We start from the raw sequence: 14,444 nt of genomic DNA on the forward strand, positions 1-14,444 counted from the left end.
ATTTACCTAACCAGTAGCATTAATTTTGGCACTTGCGGCGGCAAATTGCCTCTTTAGTTTTAGGTGAATTATGGCGATCAGTGATATCAATTTGCAGGTTAAAACTGAGCAAGGTACTGGTTTTTCAGGCAAAGAATCAGAGTCTAGCGACAAAGCATCGGGCTTAAGTTTTTTAACTTCACTAACACAAGCAAGTGAAGCGGCAAACGCGCAAGCAAAAAGTGATGCAGGTGCTGACTCAGTTGATGAAACTAAAGCTATCAGTACTTCTGAAGAGCCTAAATCAGATGCTAAACCTGGTGATGAAAGCACAGCTGCTGATGCTAAAGCTGCAACTGCTACCACTACCACCTCTTCAGAACAGCAATCTAAAACAAGTCCAGATATTCGTAATGAAGCTGTAACTAAAGAGCAAAGTGATGAACTTGCACTTGTAGAAGATGAAGAAAACTCACTGCTTGCGCAAATTAATGCAGCTCAAGGTATAAGTACTCGTGTTAATAAACTGATTGAAAATAATGATGTTAGCCCAGTTGTTGTTGAAAAAAAACCAACCCCAATCGATACCATTACGCCAGTTTTACCTTTACCGATGACAGACGTTTCACAAACTGATGATTCAAAAGTCTTAGCAGATGATGACAATTCAACTGACAGCTTAATGCCTAGATCTAAAGTTGCGACAGCTGTTGATAATCAATTAAAAGCGATGGGTGATTTACCACCAAAAGATAGCATAACCCAAGTTATTGACAGCCCATTAACCGATAAAGGAAAGCAGGGTGTTTCTGCTGTTAATACCCCTGATACAAAACCTCAGGTAAGTAATCTTAATAATGCAACTGAACAAACAGGCGGTAAAAAGGCTGATGTTGAATTAGATGCTCTGTTGAAATCTACTCAAAAACTGCAGACTGCGGATTTAGAAGGTAAAACGAGCGAAGTTAGTTCAAAACAAACTCAAAGCCACGTTGATAAATCTGCAGCAAGCATCATCGACAAGAAAGTGACAGATAACTCAATCGTTGGCCTATTCGCTAAGGTACAAAGTGGTGATGGAGAGGCTGTGAGTGAGTTCGCTAAAGGTTTGTCGCTAACCTCTGAACAGCAAAAGCAACTTGAGCAACAAATAAATCAACTGAAAGCTGATAATAAACTCAGCGCTGATGAGGTGGCAACAATCAAGTCGCTATTGTCTGAATTAAGCAATAGCAAGTCAGCAGCACAAAGTCCTGTATCACAATTTGCTGTAGAACAAGACATTGCTAATGAAAATCAGGCAAAACAAGATACTAAATTAGCTGACAATAAGGCTATAGATAACAAGTTACCTACAGGCGTCGAAAAGCAAATCACGGCGTTGACTAAGGATGAACAGCAAGCGCTTTTAAATAAAGTGAATACTCAACTGCAAACGTTAACGCCGGGCACTGCTCAGTACGAAAAGCTCTCTGCGGCACAAACCTTGCTCACAGAGGCTATTAATGCTCCAGCTAAAGTAAATACAGCCACAGCAATGCCTGTTCCCGCAGCAACAGCCACAGCAATGTCTGTTCCCGCAGCAACAGTCACAGCTGAACATAGCAAGGCGAAACAAAATAGCTCAGCGCAAGTCACAGCTGATGCAAGCAAAGCAATGACTGGTGATGACGTCACAACAGAACTGGATACAAAACTCAATACCGAACGCACACAAGAAGCTGTTACCCCGCGCGTAGCTCAGTTATTTACTCAGATTACGGCTCAAGCAAATGCAACAGTACAACCAGGTGCTTATGAAATGGCTCATCAACAATACGAGCAAGCGCTTGAAGTACAAACAATGCATACGCAAACAACAGCACAAACCCAGGCTCAATCTAAATCAGTGGCCCTTGACCCTGGAGTAATGCAAGCGATTAACATTATAAAAAGTGATGCAGCAAAAATGCTTCAAGAGCGTGTTAGTGCATTATTAAATATCAATAATAAAGAAGCTGAAATTCGCTTAGACCCGCCAGAAATGGGCAGTATGCAAATTCGTATACGTAGCGATGCTGAGCAAGCTCAAATTAATTTTGTTGTACAAAATCAGCAAGCAAAAGAAGCTTTAGAGCAGTCAATGCCACGTTTACGAGAGATGCTAGCGCAGCAAGGTATTGAACTTGGTGAGAGTAGTATTCAGCAGGGTAACCCTGAGCAACAACAAGAGCAGTCAGGGCAAGGGCAGTTCGCTGGAAAACAACAAACACAAGAGCAGCAACAAGAAGTAACAGCGCAAAGCTCAGAAACTTCTCGACAACAATCTTCATCATCAATAGATTACTATGCATAAGTCCTGCTATTATAAGAAATAAAATAGTTACAGCCTGATGAACAGATTGCTGTAACTTTGAGGGAAGTGACAATGGCCGAAGAAGCAAATTTAGAAATAGAAGATACGGGTAAAGGCAAAAAGAAACTAATAATCATCATTGCTGCTGTAGTGTTGATAGTTGGTGCAGCTGCAGGGTACTTTTTATTTATGGGCGATGATGCCCCTGAAGAAAGCCTAGCAGATGAAACCACAGTGACTGAGTCCGCTGCACCATCGAGCTCCGCACAAATTGGTTCGGCTTTATATGTCGCAATGCCACGTCCATTTGTATTTAATGTACCCGGTGCTAGTCGAGACCGTATCGTACAGATAAAAGTTCAGCTACTAGTGCGCGGTGAAGTAAACGAAGAAACTGCCAAAAAACACATTCCACTTATCGAAAGTACCTTACTTGGCGTTCTTTCAACAACGACCGCAGATGAATTAGGTACTAGCGAAGGTAAAGAGTCAGTGCGTGTCGCTGCACTTGAAAAAGTACAATCAGCATTAAGTGATGTTGAAGGTAGCAAAGTGATAGAGCGGGTATTATTTACCGGCTTTGTGATGCAATAAGGGGTCAGCGTGAGCGATTTATTATCTCAAGACGAAATTGATGCGCTCTTACATGGCGTCGACGAAGTCGAAGAGGAAGATATTCACGAAGGTGATGACTTAGACAGTAATACCTTACAGTATGACTTCTCATCACAAGATCGTATTGTCCGTGGTCGTATGCCGACCCTGGAGATCGTGAATGAACGTTTTGCCCGTCATATGCGAATTAGCTTATTTAACATGATGCGCCGCACCGCAGAGGTGTCGATTAACGGCGTGCAAATGATTAAATTTGGCGAATATATTCACACCTTATTCGTGCCAACCAGTTTGAACATGGTACGTTTTCGTCCTTTGAAGGGCACAGGCCTAATTACCATGGAAGCCCGATTAGTATTCATTTTAGTGGATAACTTTTTTGGTGGAGATGGTCGCTATCATGCAAAAATTGAAGGCCGAGAATTTACCCCTACAGAGCGTCGTATCGTTCAAATGCTGCTTAAAATTATCTTTGAAGATTATAAAGAAGCATGGGCACCGGTAATGGATGTATCTTTTGAGTACCTTGACTCAGAAGTTAACCCTGCGATGGCTAACATCGTAAGTCCAACTGAAGTCGTTGTTATTAGCTCTTTCCATATTGAGCTAGATGGTGGTGGTGGTGATTTCCATATTGCACTGCCGTACTCTATGCTTGAGCCTATTCGTGAATTACTCGATGCCGGTGTGCAATCAGACACCGAAGACACTGACCTACGTTGGAGTAAAGCATTGCGTGATGAGATCATGGATGTTGAAGTGGATTTGTCGACTCAATTACTTGAGGTCGATTTAACACTACAACAAATCATGGAGCTTAAAGCTGGCGATATTATCCCTGTGGAAATGCCAGAACATATCACCGTCTTTGTAGAAGAATTGCCGACCTTTAGAGCAAAAATGGGTCGTTCTCGTGACAATGTTGCACTACAAATTAGCGAAAAAATTAAACGCCCTGAATCAGTTAAGTCAGAACTACATGTGTTCACAAAAGGTGGCAAAAAACTGGATTCAGATGCAGAATTAGCAGAACTAGAAGAAGATCTACATCTATCAGAAGGTGTGGATTTAGACTGGTAGTCGATTTATAAGGTTAAACATAATGAGTGATGATCAAGATACAATGGACGAATGGGCTGCGGCATTGGCCGAAGCTGAAGAAGCCGAAGGTGGTTCAGGTGATGCGGCTGTGGCTGAACTTGATGAACTAAAAGATGAAAGACATGAGCTGTCTGGCGACGAAAAACGTAAACTTGATACTATCTTGGACATTCCTGTTACTATTTCGATGGAAGTGGGTCGTTCAAAAATCAACATTCGTAATCTATTACAGCTCAACCAAGGTTCAGTGGTCGAACTAGATCGAGTAGCTGGTGAGCCACTTGATGTATTGGTTAATGGCACCCTGATTGCGCATGGTGAAGTAGTCGTAGTAAATGATAAGTTCGGTATTCGTTTAACTGACGTTATTAGCCAAGTTGAACGTATTAAAAAGTTACGATGAATGCTTTAGTTGCTTTAACAAGTGCGTCGAGCACTGTATTTCCCACGGCATCACCAACGGCAGATTTATTGTCTATGGTGATGTCTTTGCTTTTAGTGCTTGTGGTTATTATTGCCTTGGCTTTTTTGGTAAAAAAATTAAACCCAAACCTTGCCAACAGTGATGAGTTTAAAGTAGTGCGTAGCTTGCCCTTAGGCTCCCGTGAACGTTTGATGGTTATTGAAATTGATAACGCTCAACACTTAATTGGTGTTACCCCGCATAGTATTAATTACTTGCATAAGCTAGAGACACCTTTACAAGAAAAAGAACTCCCAGAACTTGCCAAGAAGTTTGGTAAGCTACTGAACCCACAATCACCTTCAAATAAAAAGAATTAACGCTATGATCAAGTGGATACTTATTTTAGCAAGTTTGCTGTTTTTGCCGTCGGTTAACGCTGAGGGTATAGAAGCCCTGACTATTACCACTAACCCTGATGGTTCTCAAGATTACTCTGTGACGCTACAAGTGTTAGCGATCATGACTGCGCTGAGCTTCATTCCAGCGGCAGTGATTATGATGACCTCATTTACACGCATTATTGTGGTACTGGCAATATTACGCCAAGCAATAGGCTTACAACAGACGCCATCGAATCAAATTTTGTTAGGTATGTCGCTGTTTTTAAGTATTTTTATTATGGCGCCAATTTATCAGCAGGTGAATGAGCGCGCTATTGAGCCATACTTGAATGAGCAAGTTACCTCAGTACAAGCACTTGAGCTTGCTAAAGAGCCAATGAAAGCTTTTATGCTCTCGCAAGTTCGTATAAAAGATTTAGAGACCTTTGCGAAAATAGCTGGTTATGAGCAATTAGACTCGCCAGAAGACACCCCACTGATTGTTTTAATCCCAGCCTTTGTTACCAGTGAACTGCAAACGGCCTTTATCATTGGTTTTATGTTTTTCATTCCCTTTTTGATTGTGGATTTGGTTGTGGCCTCCGTATTAATGGCCATGGGTATGATGATGCTTTCGCCGATGATTGTATCTTTACCATTTAAGATCATGCTATTCGTGTTAGTTGATGGCTGGGGTCTTGTTATGGGCACACTTGCTAAGAGTTTCGGGCTCGGGGTGTAACAATGCACTTCAAGGCACATAATTAGTTAGGAGAGACAAAATGGAACCGGAAATTTTTGTCGATATTCTGAGTGATGCACTATTTTTAGTCATTAAATTGGTATCGGCAATTGTGGTGCCAGGCTTGTTAGTCGGTCTTGTGGTGGCAGTTTTTCAAGCGGCAACATCCATCAATGAGCAAACATTAAGCTTTTTACCCCGTTTGTTAATTACAATTAGTGCATTAATTTTAGGCGGTCACTGGTTCACTCAAGAGCTTATGGACTATTTTACTCGTTTAGTGATGTCGATACCGGAGATTGCAGGCTAAATGGAATTTCCATTTGCTGTCATTATTCAATGGCTCAGCGATTTTTTGCTACCATTGGTGCGTATTAGCTCCATGATCATGATTATGGCAGGCCTTGGTGCGAAGAATGTACCCACTCGAATTAAACTTGGTTTAGCGGTAGTCGTTACCTTTGTTGCTGTGCCTATGCTGCCACAAGCGACCTTCAATAACCTATTCTCCTTTGAAATGATCCTTGTCGTTATTCAGCAAATGCTTATTGGTGTGGCGATAGGCTTTGCTTCAGTACTATTACTAAACACTTTTGTACTAGCTGGGCAAATACTTGCAATGCAAACTGGTCTTGGTTTTGCGTCAGTTGTTGATCCATCTAACGGCATGAATGTCCCCGCGGTTGGTCAGTTCTATTTAATTTTGGCTACCTTGCTATTCTTCGTATTTAACGGTCATTTAATGATGATTCAAATGGTCATTCATAGCTTTGAGGTACTACCAATCGATGGAACTTGGTGGTCCGTTGATCATTACTGGGATATCGTCACATGGGGCGGTTGGATGTTTACTACTGCCTTGGTGCTTGCTTTAGCGCCACTGACGGCGATGCTTGTTATTAATATGTCATTTGGTGTAATGACCCGTGCGGCACCGCAATTAAATATTTTTTCGATAGGTTTTCCGTTTACCTTGGTGGCTGGTCTTGTGATTATTTGGGCTACTCTAGGTAACTTTATGACTCAATTTGAGTTTCAGTGGTTAAAAATGGTTGAGTTAATGTGCAGCCTAGTTGGTTGTACACCTTAGGAGCGCGCCATGGCTGAAGATTCAGGTCAAGAAAAAACCGAAGAACCCACAGGAAAAAAAATAGAAGACGCCAAGAAAAAAGGCCAGGTTGCTCGCTCAAAAGAGTTAGGCACTATGTTTGTGCTTATCTTCTCGGCAATTTCTTTATTATTGTATGGTCCTGAAATTGGTAAGGGACTTTATAATGTCATGGGGCGCTTATTAAGCCTTAATCGAAATGAAACCTACGACACCACTAAAATGTTCTCTGTGTGGGGAATAGTTGCGGATGCTTTACTATTCCCTATGGCAATGTTTGTTTTTATTATTGTAATTGCAGCTTTTATAGGCAATACACTATTAGGAGGATTTAACTTTAGTTGGCAAGCGGCGGCACCAAAAGCGAGTAAAATGTCACCAGCTAAAGGCATAAAACGTATGCTTGGCCCTCAAGCTGGGGTAGAGCTGGTCAAGTCTATTTTAAAGTTTGCTGTCGTTGCCGGTTTTGCGGTGTTTTTAATCAATACCTTCTTTGATGAAATACTACATTTAAGCCAAGAAAGCGCCCCTAGTAATTTTATTCATGCGCTTGAAATTTTATCTTGGATGTTCCTTGGGCTAACTTGTACATTAATTATTATTGCCGCCATTGACGCTCCTTACCAAAGTCATAAACACCATAAAGAGCTAAAAATGACCCTGCAAGAAGTGAAAGACGAATACAAAAACTCTGAGGGTGACCCGCAAATTAAAGCGCGTATTCGTCGAACCCAGCGGGAAATGTCGCAAAGGCGGATGATGCAAGATGTTCCTGATGCAGACGTTATTGTAACCAACCCGACTCACTATTCTGTTGCACTAAAATACGACACAGCTAAAGCTGGTGCGCCTATTGTTCTTGCCAAAGGCGTGGACGAGCTTGCTATGCAAATTCGTAAAGTGGGAAAGGGTAATGACGTGCCAATTGTTGAATCACCAATGCTTACACGTGCGCTGTATCACACTACCGATGTTGGTCAGCAAATACCTGATCAACTATTTACCGCAGTAGCGCAAGTGCTAGCTTATGTTTTCCAGTTAAAACGCTTCCAAAAAGGGCGCGGAAAACGTCCTGTTCCGCTCAATAAAAAGCTACCAATACCAGATGCTTACAAATATTAATAATACCAATCCGCAATAATACTTTAATCATTTTGAGGGATTAAACCTGTCGCTATCTGCGTTAAAAATTTCTGATTTAGAACAACTAAATAACGAAATTTTTGCCTTGCTATCAACGAGGTTTTATTGCCTCAAAATAGATCACTTAATTAAGCGAATTGGTATAAATTTGTAACTTGGAATAGTTATTGCAAATTCCGTGTAGTGTCAATTTTTTGAAATTGTTGAATTATGGAATTTAAAGCGGTATTACAACAACTTAACAGAGATAAAAAAGAATATGCTAAGGGTATCGGTACGCCGTTAATGGTACTTGCTGCGCTGGGTATGGTGATATTACCTCTGCCTCCGTTTCTTTTAGATATTCTTTTTTCGTTTAATATTGCTTTAGCACTCGTGGTGTTACTGGTTACGGTTTATACCATGAAGCCCCTTGAATTTGGTATGTTCCCGGCGGTTCTACTGATTGCAACTATCATGCGTTTAGCGCTGAATGTTGCCAGTACCCGTGTGGTATTGCTAGAAGGTCATAATGGTGGAGATGCAGCTGGTAAAGTTATCGAGGCCTTTGGCTCGGTTGTTATCGGCGGTAACTATGCTGTTGGTTTAGTGGTCTTCCTTATTTTAATCATTATTAACTTTGTGGTTATCACCAAAGGTGCTGGCCGTATTTCTGAAGTATCAGCTCGCTTTACTCTTGACGCAATGCCTGGTAAACAAATGGCGATTGATGCTGACTTAAACGCAGGTTTTATCAGTGCAGAGCAAGCCCGTGAACGCCGTGAAGAAGTCACCCGTGAAGCCGACTTCTATGGTTCAATGGATGGTGCTAGTAAGTTCGTAAAAGGCGATGCAATAGCAGGTATCGTCATTCTAGTGATCAATATCGTTGGTGGTTTATTCGTCGGTATGATCCAACATGACTTATCTTTCAGCCGTGCGATGGAAGTCTACACCTTGTTGACTATTGGTGATGGTCTTGTTGCACAGCTGCCTTCACTGTTACTTTCTATCGGTACTGCAATCGTTGTTACTCGTCAGAATGAGTCGCACAATATGGGCGACCAAGTTAAGACACAGCTAGGTAACGAAAAGTCACTTTATATTGCATCAGGTATTCTGATCATCATGGGTCTAGTACCAGGTATGCCGCACATCGCGTTTTTAAGCTTAGGTGCTTTACTTGGTTACCTTGCTTATTTCACACAACAACAAAAAGCCAAAGCAGAAGCTGAAAAAGCAGAGCAAGAAGCAAATGGTGGTGCGCCTGGTACTGGTGTTGCCAATAAACAAGAACAAAAAGAGCTGGGTTGGGATGACGTTCAGCAAGTTGATGTTATTGGCTTAGAAGTGGGTTATCGCTTAATTCCACTTGTTGACCAATCTCAAGGTGGTGAACTGTTAAATCGTATTAAAGGTGTGCGTAAGAAACTGTCTCAGGAGCTTGGTTTCTTGGTGCCTCCTGTGCATATTCGCGATAACTTAGAACTTGACCCTAATGCATACAGAATCACTATGATGGGTGTTTCAAGTGGTGAGGGTGAGCTTAAACATGGTGATGAGCTAGCGATTAATCCAGGCCAAGTATTTGGTCCAATCAAAGGGGTTGCCACAAAAGACCCTGCATTTGGATTAGATGCGGTTTGGATCAAACCTGACCAAAAAGATGAAGCACAATCACTTGGCTATACCGTCGTTGATTCAGCAACGGTAGTTGCAACTCATATTAGTCAGTTACTCACGAACAGTGCTGCTTTACTACTTGGTCATGAAGAAGTACAAAACTTATTAGATATGTTAGCGAAGAGTCATCCTCGCCTTGTTGAAGGACTGGTTCCTGACGTATTACCACTTACTACTATCGTAAAAGTGCTACAAAACTTACTCAATGAAGGGGTGGCAATTCGCGATATGCGCTCGATTGTGCAAACCCTTGTTGAGTATGGTCCACGTAGCCAAGACCCTGATGTACTAACGGCTGCAGTGCGAATTTCACTTCGCAGACTTATCGTTCAAGACGCTGTTGGTATGTCTTCTGAGATCCCTGTCATTACCTTGGCGCCTGAGTTGGAACAGATGTTGCATCAGTCACTTCAGAATGCAGGTGACGAAGGTGCCGGAATAGAGCCAAGCCTTGCAGAGCGACTTCAACAATCATTGAATGAAGCGCATCAAAACCAAGAAATGGCCGGTGAACCTTCGATACTGTTAACGTCAGGAATGTTACGTACTGTGTTATCTCGTTTCGTTAAGTACACAATCCCAGGTTTAAGGGTGATGTCTTATCAAGAGGTGCCAGACGAAAGACAGATTAAGATTGTCAGCTCAGTAGGCCAACAATAGGATAGTAAAGGGGTTGAACCATGAAAATTAAACGTTTTTTTGCTAAAGATATGCGCACTGCACTGAAAGAAGTGAAAGATGAGTTAGGTGTTGATGCGGTTATTATGTCGAACAAAAAGCTTGCTAACGGCGTTGAAATCGTTGCAGCTGTTGATTACGACAAAGCAGCCCCGAAAGCCGAAGCTAAACCTGCAGTGGCACAATCAGCACCTGCACCACAGCATAATTTTGTTAAGCCTGAGCCAATGCGTGCTAAACCTGAGCCGCAAGCGAAAGTTGCTGATAGCCTACAAGCGTTACTTGAGCGTCAAGCCCCACGCCCTCGTTCGCCAGAGCTGGCGTCAATGTTTAGTCAATCTGGTATTGATACGAGTGAACATTATCAACCAAAAGAACCAAGCTTTGAGCAGCAACAGCCTGAATATAAGCAAGCTCCTCGTTATCAGCAGCAAGCAGCACCTCGTGTACAAACTCAAGCTCATAGCCTAGGGTTTGATGACGATTTAGACGCAGGTTTTGATGATTTAGACTCACCCGCTGATCATAAAAACTCAGCCCCAGCTAATCAATCAGAAATGACGACTATGCGCGAAGAAATGAATGCGATTCGTCAATTACTTGAACACCAAGTATCTGGATTAATGCAACAAGATATGGCGCGCCGTGATCCAACACGCGCTTGTATGATTGATCGTTTAGCTGGTATGGGGATTGAGCGTGATGTTGCTGAGCAAATGGCGTGTTTTATTCCTGATGATGTATCTCGCCAACAAGCATGGCAAGCGCTGCTGCAAATGGTTGAAAACCAAATGCATACAACTAACAACGAAATCCTACGCCAAGGTGGAGTTTTTGCACTAGTTGGTCCAACGGGCGTTGGTAAAACAACCACAGTTGCGAAATTAGCAGCACTTGGAGCACAAAAATATGGTGCTGATAAAGTTGCACTGATCACCACTGATACATACAGAATTGGTGCCTACGAACAATTGGCTACTTATGGTCGTATTATTGGTTGTGGTGTAAAGCAAGTAAAAGATGCGAATGAATTAGCTGAAGTGTTATACCATTTACGTAATAAGCGTCTAGTATTAATAGACACTGCGGGTATGAGCCAACGAGATTTACGCTTAACTGAACAATTAAACACCTTAATGCGTAATCAGCGTGTTGATATTCGTAGTTATTTAGTATTAAGTGCTACAGCGCAGATAAATGTGTTGCAAGAAACCGTAAGACACTTTAAAAAGGTTCACCTAAGTGGCTGTATCTTCACTAAATTGGATGAATCTTTAAGTTTAGGTGAGATTATTAGCATAGCGATTCAAAATCGTCTGCCAATAGGGTATCTTACTAACGGTCAGCGCGTTCCTGAGGATATTCGCGTAGCGAATGCTGAAAAACTAGTGAAAAAAGCTGAACAATTGTATTTAAAACGAGCAAAAGCACAACATTCAAGACGTCAAGCAGTAGCGTCGAACACAGTAGGGATGTATGATTAACACAGTATTAGATCAAGCAAGCGGCCTGCGCAAAATGAATCAAAATAATAATAGTGGCGTTAAAGTTATCGCTGTTACTGGCGGTAAAGGTGGAGTGGGTAAAACCAACGTCTCACTCAACACCGCAATCGCATTAGGCCAGCAAGGAAATCGTGTATTAGTATTAGATGCCGATTTAGGTTTGGCAAACTGTGACGTGATGCTTGGCCTTCGTGTTGAACGTAACTTATCTCATGTTTTGTCGGGCGAGTGTGAGCTTGATGAAATTCTCGTCGAAGGCCCTGCAGGAATCAAAATTGTACCAGCAACGTCTGGTTCTCAAAGTATGGTTGAATTATCGCCATCTGAGCATGCAGGTCTTATACGTGCATTTAGCGAGTTAAACACTGAGTTTGATATTTTAATTGTTGATACCGCCGCAGGTATTTCAGACATGGTATTAAGCTTTTCTCGTGCAGCCCAAGACGTTGTTGTAGTTGTATGTGATGAACCCACCTCAATTACTGATGCTTACGCACTTATAAAAGTACTTAGCCGTGAGCATGGCGTATATAAATTTAAAATTGTTGCCAATATGGTGCGCAGTTTGCGTGAAGGGCAAGAATTATTTGCTAAACTTTCAAAAGTAACGGATCGTTTTTTAGATGTTTCGATGGAGTTAGTAGCAACCATTCCTTATGACGAGAACATGCGTAAGTCTACGCGCCGTCAAAAAGTAATCGTTGAATTATTCCCGAATTCACCAGCAGCGGTGGCGTTTAAAACATTAGCAACAAAAGCAGTTAAATGGCCGATCCCTAATCAACCGTCTGGCCATTTAGAATTTTTTATTGAAAAACTAGTAAACGGCTAACTATGACAACATCGGTGAATAAAGCGATGGGATATCAATCAGCACAAAATTTAAATGCGATTGTTGAAAAACATGCCTCTTTAGTGAAAAAAGTGGCGTGCCATCTAATTGCTCGTTTACCTGCCAGTGTGCAACTCGATGATTTAATTCAATCAGGCATGATAGGCCTGATTGAAGCGTCAAAAAACTTTGATGCTAGCAAAGGTGCTAGTTTTGAAACCTTCGCAGGTATTCGTATTCGTGGTGCTATGCTGGATGAAATTCGCCGAGGTGACTGGGCTCCACGTTCAGTTCACCGAAATGCCCGCCTAGTGGCAGAAACCATTGCCGAATTAGAGAGCACGTTAAATCGTGAACCAAAAGACACTGAAGTAGCTGAAAAACTTGATATTACACTGGATGAGTACCATCATATTCTACATGATGTAAATTCTAGTAAAGTATTAGGCATTGAAGACTTAGGCGTGGATGAAGATGTCATCACACCAGTAGGTCAGGATTTAGGACTAGACAAACCGTTTAATAACGTTAAAAATGAGCGGTTTAACCAGTCTCTATTAACGGCTATCCAATCGTTACCAGAAAGAGATGCTCTCGTTTTGTCTTTGTACTACAACGACGAAATGAACTTAAAAGAAATAGGACACATACTCGATGTTAGCGAGTCGCGTGTGAGTCAAATACATGGTCAGGCGATGATTAAGCTCAAAGCAAAAATCAATGACTGGATTAATTAGTAGTAAGTAAATAAAGGTTCAAACCTCACCGGAGGATGTTTTGGATAAAAACATGAAAATTCTTGTTGTTGATGATTTTTCTACAATGAGACGTATCATTAAAAATCTATTAAGGGATTTAGGTTTTACCAATGTGCAGGAAGCTGACGACGGTTCAACAGCATTGCCAATGCTACAAAATCAAGAATTTGATTTTGTTGTAACAGATTGGAACATGCCTGGTATGCAAGGTATTGATTTGTTACGCGCAATTCGTGCTGATGATAGCCTTAAGCATATTCCTGTGTTAATGGTGACAGCTGAAGCGAAAAAAGAACAAATTGTTGCTGCTGCTCAAGCAGGTGTTAATGGCTATATCGTTAAACCATTCACTGCTGCGACACTTAAAACCAAATTGGAAAAAGTGTTTGAACGTTTAGGTTAATCTAAGGGGAGAGGCTTATGTCAGCACTTGCTGCGCCTCAAATAAGTTTAGAGCAAGCTCGTCAACTTGTTGAGTATCTTGAAAATGGTGAACAAGAAAAAGCTGATAAGCTCATTCTTGATGCTGCGTCAAAAGAGCAATCAGAGTTGTTTGCTGAAGTCGGTAAATTGACGCGTCAACTTCATGAAGCGTTAAAAAACTTTGACCTAGATACTCGTCTCGCTGATTTAACTACCGACGCTATCCCAGATGCTAAGCAGCGCTTAAATTATGTTATGGAAATGACAGAAAGTGCCGCCAATAAAACTATGGATGCAGTTGAAGCAAGTTTACCGATAGCGCAACAACTTGCTGATGAAATTGCTGCAATTAAGCCTACTTGGGATCGTTTAATGAACCGAGAAATTGAACTCGGTGAATTTAAATCGTTATGTCATAGCCTAGATAAGTTCATGAATAACTCGCACACAAAAACCGATGAGCTTCAAGGCTTGATGACGAATGTGCTGATGGCGCAGGATTATCAAGATTTAACTGGACAAGTTATTCGTCGTGTCATTGAACTAGTGCGAGAAGTAGAAGACAGTTTAATTAATCTCTTAACTGTGTTTGGCAGTCAAGAAGATGGTCATCAACAACAAGAAAAACAGGCCATAGAAAAAGCACCTGCACCAAGTGACACACTAGCAGGTCCTGAAGGGCCGATTATTGATAAAGAGTCTCGCGATGATGTTGTTTCAGGACAAGATGAAGTCGATGATCTATTATCAAGTCTGGGCTTCTAAGAGGAGAGTAGC

15 protein-coding genes are annotated in these 14,444 nt (G+C 41.6%); all 15 read left to right on the forward strand.

Annotated features, from left to right (window positions below):
- Positions 1 to 70: 70 nt before the first annotated feature.
- Positions 71 to 2,314: a flagellar hook-length control protein FliK gene (locus QUE86_RS12405; protein WP_286257551.1), complete on the forward strand. Its 2,244-nt coding sequence runs from the start codon at positions 71 to 73 to the stop codon at positions 2,312 to 2,314.
- A gap of 72 nt (positions 2,315 to 2,386) precedes the next feature.
- Entirely contained in the window at positions 2,387 to 2,908 is a 522-nt protein-coding gene (gene fliL, locus QUE86_RS12410) for a flagellar basal body-associated protein FliL (RefSeq protein ID WP_130052068.1), read from the forward strand.
- Positions 2,909 to 2,917: 9 nt separating this feature from the next.
- On the forward strand, positions 2,918 to 4,009 hold the full coding sequence (fliM, locus tag QUE86_RS12415) for a flagellar motor switch protein FliM (protein ID WP_054553268.1): 1,092 nt from the start codon (positions 2,918 to 2,920) through the stop codon (positions 4,007 to 4,009).
- Positions 4,010 to 4,031: 22 nt separating this feature from the next.
- The gene (fliN, locus tag QUE86_RS12420) at positions 4,032 to 4,433 is read left to right on the forward strand and encodes a flagellar motor switch protein FliN (RefSeq protein WP_054553267.1); all 402 of its coding nucleotides are present in this window, start codon (positions 4,032 to 4,034) and stop codon (positions 4,431 to 4,433) included.
- Positions 4,430 to 4,813, forward strand: a complete 384-nt coding sequence (fliO, locus tag QUE86_RS12425) for a flagellar biosynthetic protein FliO (RefSeq protein WP_286257555.1) — start codon at positions 4,430 to 4,432, stop codon at positions 4,811 to 4,813. The genes fliN and fliO overlap by 4 nt, the downstream gene beginning before the upstream one ends.
- Positions 4,814 to 4,817: 4 nt before the next feature.
- Positions 4,818 to 5,558 carry a flagellar type III secretion system pore protein FliP gene (gene fliP, locus QUE86_RS12430; RefSeq protein WP_130052066.1) on the forward strand — a complete coding sequence of 247 codons (741 nt, stop codon included), beginning with the start codon at positions 4,818 to 4,820 and terminating at the stop codon, positions 5,556 to 5,558.
- 40 nt (positions 5,559 to 5,598) lie between these two features.
- Positions 5,599 to 5,868, forward strand: a complete 270-nt coding sequence (fliQ, locus tag QUE86_RS12435) for a flagellar biosynthesis protein FliQ (RefSeq protein WP_036970111.1) — start codon at positions 5,599 to 5,601, stop codon at positions 5,866 to 5,868.
- Positions 5,869 to 6,648: a flagellar biosynthetic protein FliR gene (fliR, locus tag QUE86_RS12440; protein ID WP_130052065.1), complete on the forward strand. Its 780-nt coding sequence runs from the start codon at positions 5,869 to 5,871 to the stop codon at positions 6,646 to 6,648.
- Positions 6,649 to 6,657: 9 nt separating this feature from the next.
- Positions 6,658 to 7,788, forward strand: coding sequence for a flagellar biosynthesis protein FlhB (gene flhB, locus QUE86_RS12445; RefSeq protein WP_130052064.1), 1,131 nt, complete (start codon positions 6,658 to 6,660; stop codon positions 7,786 to 7,788).
- 231 nt (positions 7,789 to 8,019) lie between these two features.
- A complete protein-coding gene (gene flhA, locus QUE86_RS12450; RefSeq protein WP_130052063.1) occupies positions 8,020 to 10,131 on the forward strand; it encodes a flagellar biosynthesis protein FlhA in 2,112 nt (703 codons plus the stop codon).
- 20 nt (positions 10,132 to 10,151) lie between these two features.
- Positions 10,152 to 11,633 carry a flagellar biosynthesis GTPase FlhF gene (gene flhF / locus QUE86_RS12455; RefSeq protein WP_130052062.1) on the forward strand — a complete coding sequence of 494 codons (1,482 nt, stop codon included), beginning with the start codon at positions 10,152 to 10,154 and terminating at the stop codon, positions 11,631 to 11,633.
- Complete coding sequence (locus QUE86_RS12460; protein WP_130052061.1) at positions 11,626 to 12,486, forward strand: MinD/ParA family ATP-binding protein; 861 nt, start codon at positions 11,626 to 11,628, stop codon at positions 12,484 to 12,486. Before flhF ends, QUE86_RS12460 begins: the two co-directional genes overlap by 8 nt.
- Positions 12,487 to 12,512: 26 nt before the next feature.
- Positions 12,513 to 13,223 carry an RNA polymerase sigma factor FliA gene (locus QUE86_RS12465; protein ID WP_054553325.1) on the forward strand — a complete coding sequence of 237 codons (711 nt, stop codon included), beginning with the start codon at positions 12,513 to 12,515 and terminating at the stop codon, positions 13,221 to 13,223.
- 40 nt (positions 13,224 to 13,263) lie between these two features.
- Positions 13,264 to 13,647, forward strand: coding sequence for a chemotaxis response regulator CheY (cheY, locus tag QUE86_RS12470; protein ID WP_016708035.1), 384 nt, complete (start codon positions 13,264 to 13,266; stop codon positions 13,645 to 13,647).
- 17 nt (positions 13,648 to 13,664) lie between these two features.
- On the forward strand, positions 13,665 to 14,432 hold the full coding sequence (locus QUE86_RS12475; protein ID WP_130052060.1) for a protein phosphatase CheZ: 768 nt from the start codon (positions 13,665 to 13,667) through the stop codon (positions 14,430 to 14,432).
- Positions 14,433 to 14,444 lie beyond the last annotated feature (12 nt).

This window comes from Pseudoalteromonas apostichopi, from assembly GCF_030297135.1.
Lineage (GTDB): Bacteria > Pseudomonadota > Gammaproteobacteria > Enterobacterales > Alteromonadaceae > Pseudoalteromonas > Pseudoalteromonas apostichopi.

Coding starts and splice junctions, on each gene's coding strand:
- flhB (WP_130052064.1), top strand. CDS start 6,658: ATGGCTGAAGATTCAGGTCAAGAAAAAACCGAAGAACCCACAGGAAAA.
- QUE86_RS12405 (WP_286257551.1), top strand. CDS start 71: ATGGCGATCAGTGATATCAATTTGCAGGTTAAAACTGAGCAAGGTACT.
- fliR (WP_130052065.1), top strand. CDS start 5,869: ATGGAATTTCCATTTGCTGTCATTATTCAATGGCTCAGCGATTTTTTG.
- fliL (WP_130052068.1), top strand. CDS start 2,387: ATGGCCGAAGAAGCAAATTTAGAAATAGAAGATACGGGTAAAGGCAAA.
- flhF (WP_130052062.1), top strand. CDS start 10,152: ATGAAAATTAAACGTTTTTTTGCTAAAGATATGCGCACTGCACTGAAA.
- fliO (WP_286257555.1), top strand. CDS start 4,430: ATGAATGCTTTAGTTGCTTTAACAAGTGCGTCGAGCACTGTATTTCCC.
- QUE86_RS12465 (WP_054553325.1), top strand. CDS start 12,513: ATGGGATATCAATCAGCACAAAATTTAAATGCGATTGTTGAAAAACAT.
- QUE86_RS12475 (WP_130052060.1), top strand. CDS start 13,665: ATGTCAGCACTTGCTGCGCCTCAAATAAGTTTAGAGCAAGCTCGTCAA.
- fliP (WP_130052066.1), top strand. CDS start 4,818: ATGATCAAGTGGATACTTATTTTAGCAAGTTTGCTGTTTTTGCCGTCG.
- flhA (WP_130052063.1), top strand. CDS start 8,020: ATGGAATTTAAAGCGGTATTACAACAACTTAACAGAGATAAAAAAGAA.
- fliQ (WP_036970111.1), top strand. CDS start 5,599: ATGGAACCGGAAATTTTTGTCGATATTCTGAGTGATGCACTATTTTTA.
- QUE86_RS12460 (WP_130052061.1), top strand. CDS start 11,626: ATGATTAACACAGTATTAGATCAAGCAAGCGGCCTGCGCAAAATGAAT.
- fliN (WP_054553267.1), top strand. CDS start 4,032: ATGAGTGATGATCAAGATACAATGGACGAATGGGCTGCGGCATTGGCC.